16 protein-coding genes and 3 pseudogenes are annotated in these 18986 nt (G+C 69.7%); 10 read left to right on the top strand and 9 right to left on the bottom strand.

Features of this window, described 5'->3' with window-relative positions:
* From A6302_RS14470 to A6302_RS14450, 5 genes are all read left to right on the top strand, one after another.
* Window positions 1-983 (top strand): DUF58 domain-containing protein (locus A6302_RS14470; RefSeq protein WP_069307632.1); only part of this gene is annotated, 983 nt, incomplete at its 5' end.
* Entirely contained in the window at window positions 980-2002 is a 1023-nt protein-coding gene (locus A6302_RS14465; protein ID WP_069307631.1) for a stage II sporulation protein M, read from the top strand. The genes A6302_RS14470 and A6302_RS14465, both read left to right, overlap by 4 nt.
* Complete coding sequence (locus A6302_RS14460; RefSeq protein ID WP_083255789.1) at window positions 1999-2979, top strand: RDD family protein; 981 nt, start codon at window positions 1999-2001, stop codon at window positions 2977-2979. The genes A6302_RS14465 and A6302_RS14460 overlap by 4 nt, the downstream gene beginning before the upstream one ends.
* Before the next feature lie 170 nt (window positions 2980-3149).
* The gene (locus A6302_RS14455) at window positions 3150-3476 is read left to right on the top strand and encodes a hypothetical protein (protein WP_069307630.1); all 327 of its coding nucleotides are present in this window, start codon (window positions 3150-3152) and stop codon (window positions 3474-3476) included.
* Window positions 3477-3487: 11 nt separating this feature from the next.
* Window positions 3488-3937: a glycerophosphoryl diester phosphodiesterase membrane domain-containing protein gene (locus A6302_RS14450; RefSeq protein ID WP_069307629.1), complete on the top strand. Its 450-nt coding sequence runs from the start codon at window positions 3488-3490 to the stop codon at window positions 3935-3937.
* 499 nt (window positions 3938-4436) lie between these two features.
* Here the strand turns inward: A6302_RS14450 and betA are convergent.
* Window positions 4437-6115, bottom strand: a pseudogene (betA, locus tag A6302_RS14445) (choline dehydrogenase).
* A gap of 34 nt (window positions 6116-6149) precedes the next feature.
* Window positions 6150-8258: a betaine-aldehyde dehydrogenase gene (betB, locus tag A6302_RS14440; protein WP_069307628.1), complete on the bottom strand. Its 2109-nt coding sequence runs from the start codon at window positions 8256-8258 to the stop codon at window positions 6150-6152.
* Window positions 8259-8853: 595 nt separating this feature from the next.
* On the opposite strand from betB, the gene A6302_RS14435 reads away from it, so the two are divergent.
* From A6302_RS14435 to A6302_RS14420, 4 genes and pseudogenes are all read left to right on the top strand, one after another.
* Complete coding sequence (locus tag A6302_RS14435; RefSeq protein WP_083255788.1) at window positions 8854-9810, top strand: choline ABC transporter substrate-binding protein; 957 nt, start codon at window positions 8854-8856, stop codon at window positions 9808-9810.
* A gap of 171 nt (window positions 9811-9981) precedes the next feature.
* Window positions 9982-10833 (top strand): choline ABC transporter permease subunit, encoded by an 852-nt coding sequence (gene choW / locus A6302_RS14430; protein ID WP_069307627.1) that lies wholly within the window; start codon window positions 9982-9984, stop codon window positions 10831-10833.
* A 1-nt stretch (window position 10834) separates the two neighbouring features.
* A pseudogene (choV, locus tag A6302_RS14425) lies at window positions 10835-12015 on the top strand (choline ABC transporter ATP-binding protein).
* A gap of 172 nt (window positions 12016-12187) precedes the next feature.
* Window positions 12188-13049, top strand: a pseudogene (locus A6302_RS14420) (D-amino-acid transaminase).
* Between the two features lie 28 nt (window positions 13050-13077).
* Here the strand turns inward: A6302_RS14420 and A6302_RS14415 are convergent.
* From A6302_RS14415 to A6302_RS22285, 7 genes are read right to left on the bottom strand one after another with little or no spacing between them, the layout of a single operon-like run.
* Complete coding sequence (locus A6302_RS14415; protein ID WP_069307626.1) at window positions 13078-14022, bottom strand: acetamidase/formamidase family protein; 945 nt, start codon at window positions 14020-14022, stop codon at window positions 13078-13080.
* A 49-nt stretch (window positions 14023-14071) separates the two neighbouring features.
* Window positions 14072-14956, bottom strand: coding sequence for a glucose-1-phosphate thymidylyltransferase RfbA (gene rfbA, locus A6302_RS14410; RefSeq protein WP_069307625.1), 885 nt, complete (start codon window positions 14954-14956; stop codon window positions 14072-14074).
* Window positions 14953-15891 (bottom strand): dTDP-4-dehydrorhamnose reductase, encoded by a 939-nt coding sequence (gene rfbD, locus A6302_RS14405; RefSeq protein ID WP_069307624.1) that lies wholly within the window; start codon window positions 15889-15891, stop codon window positions 14953-14955. The genes rfbA and rfbD overlap by 4 nt, the downstream gene beginning before the upstream one ends.
* Window positions 15891-16964 carry a dTDP-glucose 4,6-dehydratase gene (rfbB, locus tag A6302_RS14400; protein WP_069307623.1) on the bottom strand — a complete coding sequence of 358 codons (1074 nt, stop codon included), beginning with the start codon at window positions 16962-16964 and terminating at the stop codon, window positions 15891-15893. The genes rfbD and rfbB overlap by 1 nt, the downstream gene beginning before the upstream one ends.
* Window positions 16965-16966: 2 nt before the next feature.
* Window positions 16967-17545, bottom strand: a complete 579-nt coding sequence (gene rfbC, locus A6302_RS14395; protein WP_069307622.1) for a dTDP-4-dehydrorhamnose 3,5-epimerase — start codon at window positions 17543-17545, stop codon at window positions 16967-16969.
* Between the two features lie 41 nt (window positions 17546-17586).
* The gene (locus A6302_RS14390) at window positions 17587-18342 is read right to left on the bottom strand and encodes a glycosyltransferase family protein (RefSeq protein WP_069307621.1); all 756 of its coding nucleotides are present in this window, start codon (window positions 18340-18342) and stop codon (window positions 17587-17589) included.
* Window positions 18228-18623, bottom strand: coding sequence for a glycosyltransferase family 2 protein (locus A6302_RS22285; protein ID WP_141703799.1), 396 nt, complete (start codon window positions 18621-18623; stop codon window positions 18228-18230). Before A6302_RS22285 ends, A6302_RS14390 begins: the two co-directional genes overlap by 115 nt.
* A gap of 65 nt (window positions 18624-18688) precedes the next feature.
* Here A6302_RS22285 and A6302_RS22280 point away from each other — a divergent pair.
* A partial coding sequence (locus A6302_RS22280) for a hypothetical protein (protein WP_141703797.1) occupies window positions 18689-18986 on the top strand: 298 nt, incomplete at its 3' end.

The raw sequence follows: 18986 nt of genomic DNA, 5'->3' as shown, positions 1-18986 counted from the left end.
CGTCGGGCGGCGTCGGCCGCGCCGCCCTGCCGCTGGTCGCCCGCCGCCGCGGCGTCTGGATGATCCCGGCGCTGTGGCTGCGCTGGCAGGGGCCGCTCGGCCTCGTCGAGGTGGTGCGCCGGATGGCGGTGGATGTCCCGATCGCGGTGGTGCCGAACATCCGCCCGGTCACCAGCGGGCGCATCGACACCATGGTCCGCTCCGCGCTCCACGGGGTGAAGGAGAACATCCTGCGCGGCGAGGGCTCGGACTTCCACCAGCTGCGCGACTTCGTGCGCGGCATGGACAGCCGCACCATCGACTGGAAGCGCTCGGCCCGCCACGGCAGCCTGCTCGCCCGCGAGATGCGGGCCGAGCGCAACCATCATGTGGTCCTCGCCCTCGACAACGGCCGGCTGATGCGCGAGGAGATCGAGGGGCGTCCGCGCATCGACCACCAGATCGACGCCGCGCTGGCGCTGGCCTGGGCGGCGGTGATCGGCGGCGACCAGATCGGCCTCTACGCCTTCGACGCCCGGCCGCGCCTGTTCCTGCCGGCCGAGCCCGGCCGCGGCGCCTTCGCCCGCCTGCGCAGCCACACCGCCGGCCTTGCCTATGCCGAGAGCGAGACCAACCACACCCTCGGCCTCGCCCATCTCCATCAGCGGCTGAAGCGGCGCAGCCTCGTCGTCGTCTTCACCGACTTCGTCGACACCACCACCGCCGAGCTGCTGGTGGAAAACGTCACCCTGCTCAACCGGCGCCACGTGGTGATCTTCGTCACCCTGCGCGATGCCGAACTGGTGCGGCTCGCCCGCGTCGCCCCCGCGAGCCTGGCCGAGGTCGCCGCCGCCGTCTCGGCCGAGGCGATGCTGAAGGAGCGGCGGCTGGTGCTGGAGCGCCTCTCCCGTCTCGGCGTCGTCTGCATCGAGACCGCGCCCGAACACGTGGGCGGCCGGCTGATCTCGGCCTATCTCGCCATCAAGAGCCGGGAGGTCATATGAGCGATCCCGCCGACCCGATCCGCTCCAGCCGCTTTCGCCGCGAGCGCGAGGCCGGCTGGCGCCGCCTCGATGCGATCGTCACTCGGGTGGAGCGGTCGGGTGCCGGCGCCCTCGACTTCGAGGAGGCGCGCGACCTGGCGCTTCTCTACCGCGAGGCGCTGAACGCCCTGTCGGTCGCCCGCGAGATCTCGCTCGACAAGGCCCTGCTCGCCTATCTCGACGCCCTGTGCTGCCGGGCCTATCTCGCCGTCTACGCCCCGCGCGAACGGCTCGGCGGCGTGGTGCGGCGCTTCTTCACCACGGGCGCGCCGGGCGCGATCCGCCGGTCGGGCCTGGCGCTCGCCCTCGCCACCCTCGCCCTCGTCCTCGGCGCGGTCGCCGGCTTCCTGCTCTTTCGCGAGGACAGCAGCTGGTACAGCACCTTCATGCCCGGCTCGCTGGCGGACGGACGCGGGCCGGCCAGCAGCCGCGAGCAGCTGGAAGCGGTGCTCTACGACACCGGCGGCTCGCCGCTCGGCGAACTCGGCGCCTTTGCCACCTATCTCTTTTCCCACAACACCGGCATTGCCATCCTCGCCTTCGGCCTCGGGGTGGCCGCCTGCCTGCCGAGCTTCCTGCTCGCCTTCTACAACGGGCTGATCCTCGGCGTCTTCGCCGGCCTCCACGCCGACCGCGACCTCGGGCTCGACCTGTTCGCCTGGCTGTCGATCCACGGCGTCACGGAGCTTGCCGCGATCGTCATCGCCACCGCGGGCGGATTCCGGCTCGGCCTTGCCGTGCTGTTTCCCGGCCGCCGGACCCGCCGCGACGCGCTGCGCCATGCCGGGCACGATGCCGCCAAGCTGGCGGTGCTCGCTGCCGTGATGCTGGTGGCGGCCGCCCTGCTGGAAGGCTTTGCCCGCCAGCTCGTCACCGGCATCGGGCCGCGCATCGCCATCGGCTGGGGGGTCGGCGCCCTGTGGCTCGGCTGGCTCCTGCTGGCCGGACGGGGGTCTGCCGTCAGGGAGGACGGCCGATGAAGCTGTTCCGCCGCCGCAAGCCGCCGGAGGGAAAATCAAGGGTCCGCCGGCGCCCGGCCGCTCCGGCGCGCCGGATCCTGCGCCTGCTGGCCCCCGAGGGCGTGCCGCTCGACTTCGAGATCGCCAGCCTCGGCGCCCGCTTCACCGCGCAGGTGCTGGACCTGCTGCTGAGCGGCGTGCTGGTCATCGCCCTCGTCGTGCTCCTGTCGATGACGCTGTCGCGCGCCGACATGGTGACGCCGATCCCCGCCATCAGCGCCCTGCTGTTCTTCGCCGTGCGCACACCCTACTATCTCGTCTCCGAGTTGCTGTGGAACGGCCAGACCGTCGGCAAGCGGATCGGCGCGATGCGCGTCGTCTCGGCCAACGGCCGCGGCCTCACCACCCACCAGATCGTCGTGCGCAACCTGATGAAGGAGGTCGAGGTCTTCCTGCCGATGGGCTTCCTGCTGGCCGCCCTGGGGGACGAGGGGGGGCTCGACTCCGCCCTCTCGCTCGTCTGGGTGCTCGGCACACTGGCGGTGCCGGTGTTCAGCCGGCGCAACCAGCGGATCGGCGACCTCATCGCCGGCACGGTGGTGATCAGCCTGCCGAAGGCCGTGCTGCTGCCGGATCTGGCCGAGGTCGCCGCCACGGCCGTGCCGCGCTTCGTCTTCCTGCCGCATCAGCTCGACCATTACGGCGCCTATGAGCTTCAGGTGCTGGAGCAGTTGCTGCAGACGCCGGCCTCGACGCGGCGCGGCGAGGCGAAGCGCCATCTTGCCAGCCTCGCCACCGTCGCCGAACGCATCCGCGGCCGCATCGTCTTCGAGGACGCGGTGCGCCCGGACGAGACCCGGGATTTCCTCGCCGCATTCTACGTCGCGCAGCGGGCGCATCTGGAAAAGCGCCAGCTGTTCGGCGAGGCACGCGCCGACAAGCACTACGCCGCTGAAGGGTCAGCCGCTGCGGGCGCGCGCCCTGAAGGAAAGGGCTGATGGCCGCGTGGTCCCGTGGCGGGACCGCCCATGGACAGTCCTTGCGGCTTCTGCAATCCTCCCGTGCGCCGTCCTCTCCTCCCCGTGTCACCCGTCCACGGCAACCGCCGTTCATCCGGATGCGACCGTCCGCTGCCGCCTGCAGCCGGCCGCGTTCCCGCGAGGTCTCCATGTCCGACAGCACGCCTCCCCAGCATCTTCCGCCGCTCGGCGTCGGGCGCATCGTCAGCGACGCCTTCTCGCTCTACTTCCGCAACATCGTCCTGCTCACCGCGGTGCCCTTCCTGCCGATGCTGGCCTTTCAGCTTCTGTCCTTCGCGCTGGTGCCGATGGATCTGGCGACCCAGCAGCCGGCCGGAGATCCGTCGATGCTCGGCATCGTCGTGCTGATGGGCCTGTCGCTGCTGGTCTATGCCGTGGTCGGCGGCTCGGTCATGCTCGCCGCCTATGCGCGCGGATCGGCCGGCCGACCGACATCCGGGCCTATGTCGCGGTAGCGATCGTCAAGATGCTGCCGATCATTGCCCTCTCGATCGTGCTGGGCGTGGCCGCGGGCATCGGCTTTGCGCTGCTGCTCGTGCCGGGCATCTATGTCTACGCCCGCTGGGGCCTGTTCCTGCCCGCGATCGTGATCGAGGACGGCAGCTATGGCGCGCTCGCCCGCAGTTCGGAGCTGACGAAGGAATATCGCTGGCCGATCGTCGGCGCCTATGTGGTGTTCGGCATCGCCATGCTGCTGATGCTCTTGTCCATGTCGATGCTGCTCGGCTTCGTGCTGGTGGGCCTTGCCGACACCATGGACACGACCGCGCTCCTGATCGTCACGGCGATCGTCGAAAGCGTGTTCAGCGCCGCGATGCTCGGGCTCAGCTCCTGTGTCGTGGTGGCCCTCTACATGCGCCTGCGCGACATCAAGGAAGGCCCCGGCGCCGAACAGCTGGCCGACGTCTTCGGCTGACGCCTGCCCGCGTCGGTCTGCCGCAGCCATCTGGCATACCAGAGCGGCAAGGCAGCCATGCGCATGTTGCATTGCACAAAGCGGCGAATTCGGTCATGTTGTGCATGCCCTCTTTAGGGCGTTTCCTCCCTAAGACTTCAGGCCGCCGCAAGGCGGCTTTTTTTTGACCTGGCATCAGGGGCGCAACCTACAGCGGCTGCGCGCCGTGCTTCTGCGCCGATGCCTTGGTCGGCCGGGCCTCGTGGGCATCGCGTCGCGCCTGCAGACGCGGTCCGCGCTCCATGCGATCGATGCCGTCGCTTTCGCTTGTGTTCGCTTGTGTTCGCCGCAAGGCAGCCATGCGAATGTTGCATTGCACAATACCGCGAAATCGGTCATCTTGTGCATGCCCTCTTTAGGGCGTTTCCTCCCTAAGACTTCAGGCCGCCGCAAGGCGGCTTTTTTTTGCCCGCGCCGGAGCGCGCACCGACCCGCCGGCGCGGGCCGGTGCCGGACGGCGTCAGCGCTGGGCGGTCTGCCAGTCGGCGGCGCGGAAGTAGCCGGCATTGCTGGCAGCAAGCGGTGCGCGGCCGCGGATGTGGTCCGCCGCCTTCTCGGCCAGCATGATCGTCGGCGCATTGAGATTGCCGGTGGTGATCGACGGCATGATCGAGGAATCGACCACGCGCAGCCCCTCCACGCCGTAGACCCGGGCTTGCGGATCGACCACCGCCATCGGATCGTTCTTCGCGCCCATCTTCGCCGTGCAGGACGGGTGATAGGCGCTCTCGACCTTCTGCGCGACGAAGGCGTCGATCTGCTCGTCGGTGACGACATCGGCGCCGGGCTGGATCTCGCGGCCCCGCCAGCGGTCGAAGGCCGCCTGCGCGAAGATCTCGCGGGTCAGCCGCACGCAGGCGCGCATCTCCGTCCGGTCGTCCGGGTGGCTCATGTAGTTGAAGAAGATCCGCGGCGCCTCGGCCGGATCGGCCGACGCCAGCCGCACCCAGCCGCGGCTTTTCGAGCGCATCGGCCCGACATGGGCCTGGAAGCCGTGTTCGGAGGCAAGGCCCTTGCCGTCGTAGGACACGGCCAGCGGCAGGAAATGGTACTGGATGTCCGGATAGGGAATCCCCGCGCGCGAGCGGATGAAGCCGCAGCTCTCGAAATGATTGGTCGCGCCGAGCCCGTCGCGGCGCAGCAGCCAGCGCAGCCCGATCAGCGCCCGCGGCAGCAGGCCCATCGACGAATAGAGCGTGATCGGCTCCCGGCTGGCGACCTGGAAGTAGAATTCGAGGTGGTCCTGCAGGTTCTCGCCGACGCCGGGAAGATCGTGGACGACGGCGATGCCGTGGTCCTTCAGCTCCGCCGCCGGACCGATGCCGGAGAGTTTCAGCAACTGCGGCGAATTGATCGGCCCGCCGGAGAGGATCACCTCGCGGCCCGCGCGCACGAATTTTTCCTCGCCGCCCTGCGCATAGCGGACGCCGACCGCGCGCCGGCCCTCGAACACCACGCCGAGCACGCGGGCATGGGTCTCGACGGCGAGATTCGGCCGCTTCATCGCCGGCTTGAGATAGGCGTTGGCCGCCGACCAGCGCACGCCGCCCTTCACGGTCATGTCCATCCGGCCGAAGCTTCCTGGGAATGGCCGTTGATGTCGGAGGTCGCCGGATAGCCGGCCTGCAGCGCGGCATCGACGAAGGCGTGGTAGAGCGGGTTCTTCAGCGTGCCGTAGCGAGTGGCGAGCGGCCCCGCGTCGCCGCGATACTCGTCGCCCCCCTCCTGCCGGCTCTCCGCCCGGCGGAAATAGGGCAGCACGTCGGCGTGGGACCAGCCGCGCGCGCCCTCGTCCTGCCAGCGGTCGAAGTCGGCCGGGTTGCCGCGCACGTAGACGAGGCCGTTGATCGACGAGGAGCCGCCGAGCACCTTGCCGCGCGGGCAGTGCATGCGGCGACCGCCGAGGCCGGGCTCCGGCTCGCTCTCGTACATCCAGTTGTATCTGCGCATGTTCATCGGGATGGACAGCGCGCTCGGCATCTGGATGAAGATCGAGCGGTCCGACCCGCCGTATTCGAGCACCAGCACGCGGCTCGCTCCGTCCTCCGACAGACGGTCGGCGAGCACGCAGCCGGCCGAACCGGCGCCGACGATCACATAGTCGAAGGTGGCCTCGGATGTGGTCCCGGATGTGGTCATGGTCATGTCTTTCGCCATCGCAGCACGGTCCGGCTCAGTAAGGTGCGTCGACCTTGCCGAGGTTCACGTAGACGCTTTTCAGCTGCGTATAATGCTCGATGGCCGCCTTCGAATTCTCGCGGCCGAGGCCGGACTGCTTCACGCCGCCAAACGGCAGCTCGATCGGCGTGATGTTGTAGTGGTTGATCCAGCAGGTGCCGGCCTGAAGCTGCGCGACCACCCGGTGCCCCCGCGCCAGATCCTTCGTGAACACGCCGGCGGCCAGCCCGAAGTCGGTGGCATTGGCCCGGGCAATCACCTCCGCCTCGTCGCGGAAGGTGAGAACCGACATCACCGGGCCGAAGATCTCCTCGCGCACGATGGTCATGTCGTCGGCGCAGCCGGCAAACACCGTCGGCTCGACGAAACAGCCGTTCGCGCAGGCGCCGTCCACATGCCGCCCGCCGCCGACGAGCAGCCGGGCGCCGCCCGCCTTGCCCGCCGCGATCGCGGCCAGCACCTTGTCCATGTGCGCCGTGGAGATCAGCGCCCCGACCTGGGTGTCCGGATCCTGCGGATCGCCGATCTTCATCGCCCGGACACGGGCGACGAGCCTGTCGGTGAAGGCGTCGACCACATCCTCGTGCACGAAGACGCGGGTGCCGTTCGAGCAGACCTCGCCGGCCGAATAGAAGTTGCCGAGCATGGCGCCGGAGACGGCATCGTCGAGGTCGGCGTCGGGGAAGACGATCAGCGGCGACTTGCCGCCGAGCTCCAGCGTCACCTGCTTCAGGGTGCCGGCAGCGTCGGCCATCACCTTCTTGCCGGTCCCGACCTCGCCGGTCAGCGAGACCTTGGCGATCTTCGGATGGCGCGTCAGCAGGCGGCCGGTGTCGGCAAAGCCCTGCACCACGTTGAACACCCCGTCGGGCACGCCCGCCTCGGTCATGATCTCGGCGAGCTTGACCGCGCTGAGCGGCGTGAGTTCGGCCGGCTTGAAGATCATCGCGTTGCCGCAGGCGAGCGCGGGCGCCGACTTCCAGCAGGCGATCTGCAGCGGGTAGTTCCAAGCGCCGATGCCGGCGACGATGCCGAGCGGCTCGCGCCGCGTGTAGCCGAAGGCCGAGGGACCGAGGTCGACATGCTCGCCGGTCAGGCCCGAGGCGATGCCGGCGAAGTATTCGAGGCATTCCGCGCCGGAGATCACGTCGACGACGCTGGTCTCCTGGATCGGCTTGCCGGTGTCGCGGGTCTCCAGCACGGCCAGCTCGTCGTTGCGGGCGCGCAGGAGTTCGGCGACGCGCTTGAGGATCCGGCCGCGCTCGGCGCCGGTCATCGCCCCCCACACCGCCTGCCCCCGCGCCGCGGCGGCGACCGCCGCCTCGACCTCCGCCTCGCCGGCGATCTCCAGCGTGGCGAGAACCTCACCGGTCGCCGGATTGACGGTCTGGAAGGTCTCGCCGCTGCGGCTGGCGAGGAATCGCCCGCCGATGTGGTTCTGGATCGGGGTGGCAGGGGTCACGGTCGGAACTCCGGTCTGAAGAGGCGCCGGCGGGCGGGTCACGGAAAGCTGGGCGTCGACGAAGGCGGCGGCGATGGCGCGGGCCGCGGCGCTGTCGGTCTCGTCGGTGGCCGAAAGGGTGGAGCGCAGCCACAGCCCGTCGATGACGGCGGCGATCGAGATCGCGATCCGGCGCGCCTCGGCGCGCGGCACGAGGCCGGCGAGCGGGTGGGCGAGGTTGGAGATCATCCGGCCCTGGTAGACCTTCTGCACGCGGCGCAGCCGCTCCGAATGCAGCACCTGGCCCCAGAAGGCGAGCCAGACCGTGCAGGAGCGCCGGTCGAACTCTTCCGGCGCAAGGTTCGCGTCCACCACCGCCATGATGCGGTCGCGGGGACGCCTTGCGCGGGCAAGCCGCGAGGCGACGCCGCGGGCGATGCGCGCCGCCAGATGGCGCAGGGTTGCCTCCAGCAATCCGTCCTTGTCGCCGAAATAATGGGCGACCAGACCGGGCGACACGCCGGCGCGTCGGGCGATCTGCGACAGGGTCGTGGCGTTGAAGCCGTTGTCGGCGAGCGATTCGATCGTCGCCTCGATCAGCTGGCGGCGGCGAACATCCTCCGGCTCGCGTCGCCGGACGTCTTCGGCCACGACTCTCGCCATGTCGATCTCCTCGCGTTGCGGCCCGCCAGCCGGGCAGTCAATTGAACGACCAGACAATACACCGGCCGACCGCCGGTGCAAGTCCGCCCTTCGTGGGGCGCTCCTTGGCATCGGCCTTCCTGAATAGAAAACTTCCCGCCCACAGGAAAGGCGATATTCTGGGCATTATCCCGCAGTGCAGCTAGATTTTTGCACGTGACAAGTGGAATTTTTCGATATTGAATGATCAATCAAGAGGGGGCATCGACCCTCCGAGGGGACAAGGTCGCGGGCGAGATCGGACATCGACACGCCGGCAGGGGGACGACGGATTGACTCTCCGTCCAACAAGCACGACCGACTCTCCCGAGCCGGCCCCGCGCGCCGCTCCGGCGTCCGCGGGGCCGCTCCAGACGACGACCTGCGGACCGCTGCGCGGACTGCAGCCGTCGCATGGCCATCGCCCAGGCGGTCATCAGCCGCTATGGTCGTGGCCGCGGCGTCCCGGCGCCGCCGTCCCGGACACGGCCGCGGGCGGTCGCGGGACGATAGAATTCGGTTTGAGGGATGCGGCCGAGGGGGTTCGCCGCACCGGACAACGAGAGGAACAGCGAGCATGACCCACACGCCTTCCCGCATCACCCTGCTGCTCTGCGGCCTGATCGCCGCCCCGCTGATGGCCGGCCCGGCGCTCGCCGCGGATGACGCCGCCTGCAAGACCGTGCGCTTCTCCGACGTCGGGTGGTCCGACATCTCGGCGACCACCGGCATCGCCTCGACGATCCTCAAGGGTCTCGGCTACGAGCCGACGGTCCAGCTGCTCTCGGTGCCGGTCACCTACACCTCGCTGAAGAACAAGGACATCGACGTCTTCCTCGGCAACTGGATGCCGACCATGGAGGCCGACATCGCGCCCTTCCGCGCCGACGGCTCGGTCGAGACCATCGGCGCCAACCTCGAGGGCGCGAAATACACCCTCGCCGTGCCGAAATACCTGTTCGACAAGGGCCTCAAGTCCTTCGCCGACATCGTGAAGTTCAAGGACGAGCTCGACGGCAAGATCTACGGCATCGAGCCCGGCAACGACGGCAACCGCCTGATCCTCGACATGATCGCCGCCGACACCTTCGGCCTCAAGGGCTTCGAGGTGGTCGAGTCCAGCGAGCAGGGCATGCTTGCCCAGGTGGCCCGCGCCACCAAGAAGGAAGAGGCGGTCGTCTTCCTCGGCTGGGCGCCGCATCCGATGAACGCCAACTTCGAAATGGAATATCTCTCCGGCGGAGACGACGTGTTCGGCCCGAACTACGGTGGTGCCACCGTCCACACCAACGTGCGCGCCGGCTACATCGCCGAGTGCCCGAACGCCGGCAAGTTCATCACCAACCTCAAGTTCACCCTGCCGGTCGAAAACGTGGTGATGGGCTACATCCTCGACGGCGGCATGGACCCGGAGACGGCCGCGACCACGTGGCTGAAGGAAAATCCGGACGCGCTCGGCCCCTGGCTCGACGGCGTGACGACCTTCGACGGCCAGCCCGGTCTCGATGCGGTCAAGGCAAGCCTCGGCCTGTGAGATCCCGGCGGCGCCCTGCGCCGCCCCCGAGCCTTCGGAACGGCCGGCGGATGGGATCCCCGTCCGCCCGCAGATCCCGACGCCGCTGCTTGATGCAGCCGGCGACTGGTGGCGGCTGCCTTCCGGACGCGGCCGTATCCCTCCCTCGATGAGAAGCCCGAGGAGCCTTCCATGTTTGACTGGCTGACCGCGCACAAGATCCCGCTCGGATCGACGATGGCGGACTTCGTCGACTTCCTGACCACACGGTTCCAGGTGGTGTTCGACGTCATCTCCGTCGTTCTCGAGACCGGCATCGAGGGCCTGACCGATGGCCTCCTCGCCGTGCCGCCCCTGCTGCTGATCGCGCTCGTCGCGGCGGGGGCCTGGTTCCTGCATCGCTCGATCGGCCTCGTGGTGTTCATCCTCGCCGGCCTGCTGCTCGTCACCAATCTCGGCTTCTGGGACCAGACGGTGATGACGCTGGCGCAGGTGCTGGTGGCGACCGTGATCTGCGTGCTGATCGGCGTGCCGGTCGGCATCGCCGCCGCCCACCACCCGCGCTTCTACGCGGCGCTGCGCCCGGTGCTCGACCTGATGCAGACGGTGCCGACCTTCGTCTACCTGATCCCGACGCTGATCCTGTTCGGCCTCGGCGTGGTGCCGGGCGTGATCTCGACGGTGATCTTCTCGATCCCGGCGCCGATCCGGCTGACCCATCTCGGCGTCTCCTCGGTGCCGACCCAGCTCTACGAGGCCGGCAAGGCCTTCGGCGCCACCAGGCGGCAGCTGCTCTACAAGGTGGAACTGCCCTACGCCCTGCCGACGATCATGGCCGGCATCACCCAGTGCATCATGCTGGCGCTGTCGATGGTGGTGATCGCGGCGCTGGTCGGCGCCGACGGCCTCGGCAAGCCGGTGGTGCGCGCGCTCAACACCGTCAACATCGCCATGGGCTTCGAGGCGGGCCTTGCGATCGTCATCCTCGCCATCGTTCTCGACCGGGTGTGCAAGAGCCCCGAGACCAAGCGGAAAGGACGCTGACATGGCCGCCGTCGAATTCCGGAACGTCGACATCGTCTTCGGCGATCGCCAGAAGGCCGCCCTCGCCATGATCGACGAGGGCAAGACCCGCAACGAGATCCTCGAGAAGACCGGCTCCGTGCTCGCGCCGCGGGCGTGTCGCTCTCGATCGAGCGCGGCCAGATCTGCGTGCTGATGGGCCTGTCGGGCTCGGGCAAGTCCACCATCCTGCGCGCGATCAACCGCCTCAACGAGGTGGCCCGCGGCGAGGTGCTGGTGGAACACAAGGGGCAGGCGGTGGATGTCGCCTCCTGCAGCGAGGCGGTGCTGCGCGACGTGCGCATCAACACCGTGTCGATGGTGTTCCAGCAGTTCGGCCTGCTGCCGTGGCGGACCGTGCGCGAGAATGCCGGCTTCGGGCTGGAGATGCGCGGCGTACCGGCGGCCGAGCGCACCCGGATCGTCGACGAGAAGCTGGCGATGGTCGGCCTCACCGCCTGGGCCGACAAGTATGCCCACGAACTGTCCGGCGGCATGCAGCAGCGCGTCGGCCTTGCCCGGGCGTTCGCCACCGATGCCGACATCCTGCTCATGGACGAACCCTTCTCGGCGCTCGACCCGCTGATCCGCGACAAGCTGCAGGACGAACTGCTCGACCTCCAGAAGCGGATCCAGAAGACCATCGTCTTCGTCAGCCACGACCTCGACGAGGCGCTGAAGCTCGGCAACAAGATCGCGATCATGGAGGGCGGCCGCATCGTCCAGGAGGGCACCGCCGAGGACATCCTGCTGCGCCCGGCCAACGCCTATGTCGCCGAATTCGTCAAGCACATGAACCCGCTCAACGTGCTGCGCGGCAATGCGGTGATGCGCCCGACCGAAAGCCTGAAGCGCGACGGCGACTGCGTGCTGCTGGACAAGGCCGGCGAGGTGAAGGTCTCGGTCGACCCCAGCGACCGGCCGGTCGGCGTGACGCTCAACGGCCGCGTCGGCACGCTCGGCAAGGCCGACGAGGAGACCGGCCGGATCGAGACCGACTGCGACGTCATCGTCGCCCCCGTCGATCTCAAGCTCAAGGCGGCAATCGAGCTGAAGCGGCGCACCAACCACCCGATCCTGCTCGTCGACAATCTCGGCCGCCTCGCGGGCCTCTGCGACGACGACGAGATCTACCGCGGCCTGCTCCACCGCGCGGGGAACTGAGGGCGGTCGTCAGGGCCGGCGTCCTGACGCCGAACTTGCTCCCCTGCCGGACCGGCGTCTTGACGCCGACTTGCCCCCTCGGCGGGCCGGCGTCTTGACGCCGGCGGGGCGCCGCGCGAAGGATCGCGCCGGCCCGGGATCGCGAGGGGTCGCCGGCAGCGGAGTTGCAAGCGTGTCGTCAGAACGGATCGTCTATGTCAACGGCGCCTATGTCGCCGCGTCTGCCGCCAGCGTGTCGGTGTTCGACCGCGGCTTTCTCTTCGCCGATGCGGTCTACGAGGTGACGACCGTCCTCGACGGCCGGCTCATCGACTTTGCCGGCCACGTCGCCCGGCTGCATCGCTCGCTCGGCGAACTGCAGATGACGCTGCCGGTCAGCGAAGCGGATCTGCTCGCGATCCATCGCAAGCTCGTCGCCGACAACGGCGTGACCGAAGGCCTCGTCTACCTGCAGATCAGCCGCGGCAGCGCCGAGCGCGACTTCGGCTTCCCGGACCCGGCCGTGCCGCCGACGATCGTGCTGTTCACCCAGAACAAGACGCTGATCGACAGCCCGATGGCCCGGCGCGGCGCGAAGATCGTGCTGGTCGACGACCTGCGCTGGGGCCGCTGCGACATCAAGACGGTCCAGCTGCTCTACCCTTCGCTCGCCAAGATGGCGGCCAAGGAACAGGGCGCCGACGACGCCTGGCTGGTGCGCGACGGCCTCGTGACCGAGGGCACCTCCAACAACGCCCATATCGTCACCACCGACGGACGGATCGTCACCCGTCATCTCGGCCCGGACATCCTGAGCGGCATCACCCGCGCGGCGATGCTGCGGATCGCCCACGAGCAGGGCCTCGTGATCGAGGAGCGCGGCTTCACGCCGGACGAGGCGAAGGCCGCAGCCGAAGCTTCGTCACCTCGCGACGACCTTCGTCACGGCGGTGGTGTCGATCGACGGCACGCCGATCGGCGACGGCACGCCCGGCCCCGTCGCGAACCGCCTGCGCGAGGCCTATATCGCCGAGAGCCTGAAGACGGCGATCTGATCGCCGCCGTCCCGAGGCGCCCGCCGGTTCAGCCGAACACCGTCTTCGGGAAATGGAAGGACACCACGAAGTTCGGCACGTCGACGATCTCGCTGATCCGCAGGTCGCCGGCGACCGAGCAGAGCATGTAGGCGTCGACCGGATCGAGGCCTTCGCTGGCGCAGAGGTGGTCGATCATGCCGGACACGGCGTCGCGCGCGCCGGTCATCAGGTCCGGGCCGATGCCGGTCGTCGCCACATAGCCCTTGCCGTCGAGATGGCGGGTCACCGGCCCCGGCGTCTCGAACATCGGCATCTTCAGCGGTCGGCCGGCGATCACCTCGAAGCGCAGCGCCACGTCCATCGCGCTTTCGATCGCCGTGCCGCAGACCTCGCCGTCGCCCTGAGCGGCGTGGGTGTCGCCAATGGAGAACAGCGCGCCCTCCACCTCCACCGGCAGGTAGAGCGTCGCCCCGGCGGCCAGATCCCGGATGTCGAGATTGCCGCCGACCCGGCGCGGCGGCACCACGGAATGGGGACCGGCCTCGGCCGGCGCCACGCCGATCGTGCCGGCAAAGGGCTTGAGCGGCACCCGCGCCCGTGCCCCGAACAGCCCCGGCCCCCCGAGATCGCGGTCGTAGGACCAGACGTGCAGCGCCGGATCGGGGAACTGATCGGCCAGCAGGCCGAAGCCCGGGATGTTGGCGGTCCAGCCGAAGCCGGAGGGCGCAAACTCGAGGATCTCGACCTTCAGCACGTCGCCCGGCCGGGCGCCCTCCACGAACACCGGGCCGGACACCGGGTTGACCTTGTCGAAGTCGAGTGTGGCGATGTCCGCCGCCGTGCTCTCCGCGTCGAAGTGATCGTTGGCGGCGTCATGGCACTGGAACAGCGCCGTCTCGCCCGAGCGGGCCACCAGCACCGGCGCAAAGTCGCGGTCCCAGCCGTAGTGGCGCTGGCCGCGGTGGATCGTGTGGTCGCAGGTCCGGCACATGGGTCGCTCTCCTGTCCTGCCTCGGCTCCGGGACGAGCCGGTGAATGGTTCAGCGCCGGTCGGGGCGGTCGCCGAGCACGATCTCGCGAAGATAGCGGCCGTAGGCGCTCTTGCCGAGCGGGGCGGCGAGACGTTCGACCTGCACGGCGTCGATATAGCCCATCTCGAAGGCGACCTCCTCCGGACAGGCGATCTTGAAGCCCTGGCGGCGCTCCAGCGTGGCCACGAATTCAGAGGCCTCGATCAGGCTGTCCGGGGTGCCGGTGTCGAGCCAGGCAAAGCCGCGGCCCATCAGCTCCACGGCAAGGTCGCCGCGCTCCAGATAGGCGCGGTTGACGTCCGTGATTTCCAGCTCGCCGCGCGCAGACGGCTTGAGCCCCGCCGCGATCTCCACCACGTCGGCATCGTAGAAGTAGAGCCCGGTCACCGCCCAGTTGGAGGCGGGCCGCGCCGGCTTCTCGGTGATCGACACCGCCTTCCGGTCAGGGCCGAACTCGACCACGCCATACCGCTCCGGATCGTTGACGTGATAGGCGAACACGGTCGCGCCATGCGGCCGGTTGGCGGCGGCGCGGAACAGGTCCGGCATGCCGTGGCCGTAGAAGATGTTGTCGCCGAGGATCAGCGCCGACGGCGAGCCGGCGACGAAATCGGCGCCGATCACATAGGCCTGCGCCAGCCCGTCCGGGCTCGGCTGCGCGGCATAGGAAAGGCTGATGCCGAACTGCGCGCCGTCGCCGAGCAGCATCTGGAACGACGGCAGGTCGCGGGGCGTCGAGATGATCAGGATGTCGCGGATGCCGGCGAGCATCAGCGTCGTCAGCGGATAGTAGACCATCGGCTTGTCGTAGACCGGCAGCAGCTGCTTCGACGTGACGATGGTCATCGGATGCAGCCGCGTGCCGCTGCCGCCGGCGAGGATGATGCCCTTCATGTCCGTCCGTCCCCTTCCACCGCGGCCCCCTGCACGCCCTGCATCTTCCGCCGCTCCGCCGCGATCCGGTCGAGCACGCTCTCCAGCGAGACGCGCCAGTGCGGCAGGCGCAGGCCGTAGGCCGCGCCGAGGCGCTCGCAGTGAAGGCGCGAGTTGGCGGGCCGGGCGGCGGGGCGCGGATACTCGGCCGTGGTGATGCGCTCGACCTCGGCCGCCGGCAGCCCGCGCGCCCTGGCGCCGGCAAAGATCGCCTCGGCGAAGTCCGCCCAGGTCGCCTCTCCGGCCGCCGTCATGTGAAACACGCCCTGCGAGGCGGGGTCGCCGTGGCGCTCGGCAAGCCGCCTTGCCACGGCAAGCGCCGTCTCGGCAATGTCGAGGGCCGAGGTCGGCGCCCCAGACTGGTCGGCGACGACGCGGAGCACCGGCCGGGCTTCGGCCGCGCGCAGCATGGTCAGCACGAAATTGCTGCCCGTCGGGCCATAGACCCAGGAGGTGCGAAGGATGGCGTGGCAGGCGCCGGACGCGGCGATCCGGCGCTCGCCTTCGAGCTTGGTTGCGCCATAGACCTGCAGCGGACCGGGCCGGTCGGTCTCCACATAGGCGCCGGCCTTGGTGCCGTCGAACACGTAGTCGGTGGAGAGATGCACCAAGGGCACGCCGAGGTCGCGCGCCGCATCGGCGATCCGCCCCGGCGCCGTGCCGTTGACCCGCATCGCCGCCGCCGGCTCGGCCTCGGCCTGGTCGACGGCGGTCCAGGCCGCGGCCGAGATGATCGCATCGGGCGCCGCGCCGTGGATGGCGATGGCCACCGAATCCGGATCGGTGAGATCGACGTCGGGCCGGGCGAGCGTGACGATCTCGACATCCGAGCCCGCCGCCCGCTCGGCGAGCGCCCGCGCCACCTGTCCCGAGCGTCCCGTGACCACGATCCGCATCACGTCACCACCTCCGTTGGTGCGGCGGGCACAAGGCCCAGCCGCTCGCCGCCATAGACCCGGCGCCGGAGCGGCCCCCACCACCACTCGTTGTCGAGATACCAGCCAACGGTCTTCTCGATGCCGGTCTCGAAGGTGTCCTGCGCCCGCCAGCCGAGTTCGCTCTCGATCTTGGTTGCATCGATGGCGTAGCGCCGGTCGTGGCCCGGCCGGTCGTCGACGTGGGAGATCAGCCGGGCATGGGGCGCGCCGGCCGGCCGCAGCCGGTCGAGGTGGCCGCAGATCTGGCGCACGACGTCGAGATTGGTCCGCTCGTTGCGCCCGCCGACATTGTATTTCTCGCCCGGCCGGCCGCGTTCGGCGATCAGGATCAGCGCCCGGGCGTGGTCGGCGACATAGAGCCAGTCGCGGATCTGCTGGCCGTCGCCATAGACAGGCAGCGCCTTGCCCTCCATGGCGTTGAGGATCGTCAGCGGAATCAGCTTCTCGGGGAAATGGTAGGGGCCGTAGTTGTTCGAGCAGTTGGAGATCACGACCGGCAGGCCGTAGCTGCGCTGCCAGGCGGTGGCGAGATGGTCCGCGCCGGCCTTGGAGGCCGAATAGGGCGAGGACGGATCGTAGCGCGTCGTCTCGTCGAACAGGCCGTCCGGCCCGAGCGAGCCGTAGACCTCGTCGGTGGAGACATGCAGCAGGCGGAAATCGTCGCGCTCGGGGGCCGCGAGGCCCTCCCGATACCGGCGCGCCGCGTCCAGCAGCGTGTAGGTGCCGACGAGATTGGTCGCGACGAAGTCGGCCGGACCGGTCAGCGACCGGTCGACGTGGCTCTCGGCGGCGAGATGCATCACGTGGGTCGGCCGGAAGTCGGCGAAGGCCGCCGCCATCGCCGCGCCGTCGCAGACGTCGGCCCGGAGGAAGCGGTGGTTGGAATGATTGCCGACGCTGCGCAGGGACTCCAGCGTGCCGGCATAGGTCAGCTTGTCGACGGTCAGCACCTCGGCGCCGCGGTCGATCACCAGTTGCCGCACCACCTCCGAGCCGATGAAGCCCGCCCCGCCCGTCACCAGCACGCGCATCGTCACAGGGTCTCCGGAGCAGGGACGACATCGAAGACGAGGCCGAGGTCGGCGAAGGCCGGCTGACGGCGATCCTTTTCGGAGAGCACCGCGTCGGCCGCGGCCACCGGCCAGTCGATGGCAAGATCCGGATCGTCGAAGGCAAGCCCCGCGTCGTCGGCCGCGCTGTAGTAATCCGTCGTCTTGTAGACGACTTCGCAATCCGCCTCCAGCGTGCAGAAGCCGTGGGCAAAGCCGGCCGGAAGCCAGAGCTGGCGCCAGTTGTCCGCTGAAAGCTCCACGGCCACATGGCGCCCGAAGGTCGGCGAGCCGGCGCGGATGTCGACCGCCACGTCAAGGATCCGCCCCTTCGTGCAGCGCACCAGCTTGCCCTGCGCTGCCGGCGGGCGCTGGAAATGCAGGCCGCGGATCGTGCCCGCCGCCGCCGAGATCGAGTGGTTGTCCTGCACGAATACCGTCCGGCCTACCACCGCGTCGAACCGGTCCTGCCGGAAGGTCTCGGCGAACAGCCCGCGCGCATCGCCATGCCGTTTCGGCTCGATGATGACGACGTCGGGAATGGCGGTGGGATGAAACTCCATCTCGGGCTCGTCCTTCCTGTCAGCCGGTCTCGAGGTGGATCTCAGACCGGGGGGTGCGGCAGCGCCGGATCGATCGCGGCGGTCGCCCAGAGGTTCGGCGCCGCCGTCAGGCGGATGTGGTCGAGCACGATCGCCTGCGAGGGGGCGACAATGAGGCGGAAGGGCATCGTGTCCTGGACATAGGCCGGGGGGCGGCCGGGGTCGGCGATCATCGCCGCGCCCCAGCGGGCGGCCATCACCTCCGCCTCGGCGCGGTTGCGGGCGGCGCGTGCCGGGTCGGTGTGGTCGAGGCCGCGGCTCTTCGACTCGTGATGGATCAGCTCGATGCGCGGGGTGACGAGAATGCGCAGCCCCCTCGCCCGCAGCTTGAGGGCCAGATCGATGTCGCTGTAGGCGACCGGCAGGAAGCGGTCGTCGAGCCCGCCAGCAGCCACGACATCGGCCTTGCGGGCGGCGAGGAAGGCGCCGGTGACGGCGGCCGTCGCACGGGTCACCGCCCAGCGCCGGCCCGGTCCCTCGGCGTCCTCGGCTTCGTGCAGCCCGTCGTGGATCACGCTGCCCTTCCAGCCCATCAGCACCCCGGCATGCTGCACGGTGCGGTCGGGATAGAGCAGGCGCGCGCCGACGGCGCCGACCTCCGGCCGGGCCAGCAGGCCGCGCAGGCGGTCGTCCCAGCCGGTGCTCAGCATCTCCATGTCGTCGTTGGCAAAGACCACGATCTCGCCGGCGGCGGCCCCCAGCGCCTCGTTGTTGAGGAATGACCAGTTGAACGGCACGTCGCGCGGCAGCACCGACACGCGGCCCGGTCCGCCAGCTTGGCCAGCATCGCCTTGCCCGCCTCGGTGCGGCTGCCGTTGTCGACGACGACGATCTCCAGCCCCTGCGGCCGGTCGGCCCGGGCAAACAGGCTCTCGACCATGGTACCGAGATCGTCGGGGTTGTCGCGGCTGGCGATCAGCACCGACAGGCGCGGCGCCGGCTCGGCGGAGGCCCAGCGGATGTCGAGCGGCCGGCCGGGACCGGGGCGGTGCGTCGCCACACGGTCCGACAGCCCGGCCTCGCCGAGCACGGCCGCCACCGCGCGGTCATGGTCGCGTCGGAGACCGCCGGCGACCCGTCGAGGGAAACGAGCGCATGGGGCACGTGGCCGACGAGCCCCTGCCGGGCAAGATGGAGCAGCAGCCGAAGGCGGGACGCATCGCCGTCCGCCGCATCGGCGTGAAGGCCTGTGTTCAGATAGAGGCTGCGCTCCACCGCAAGCGTGAGGCCCGTGACCGGGGCCTCGAGCAGGGCGTCGAAATCCACGGCCGCGCCGAACTGCGGCACCGGGCGACCCTCGGCATCGGCAACCGAGGCGTCGCAGACGAAGGCAGGTGCCGGCGTCAGGCCCGCGGCGGCGGCGAACCACGCCAGCGCCTCGCGGTGGAGGCTCGCGCCGGGG

The organism is Methylobrevis pamukkalensis (genome assembly GCF_001720135.1).
Lineage (GTDB): Bacteria > Pseudomonadota > Alphaproteobacteria > Rhizobiales > Pleomorphomonadaceae > Methylobrevis > Methylobrevis pamukkalensis.
The sequence above is the reverse complement of the archived record's forward strand: the minus strand, read 5'-3'. Positions and strand labels throughout refer to the sequence as shown.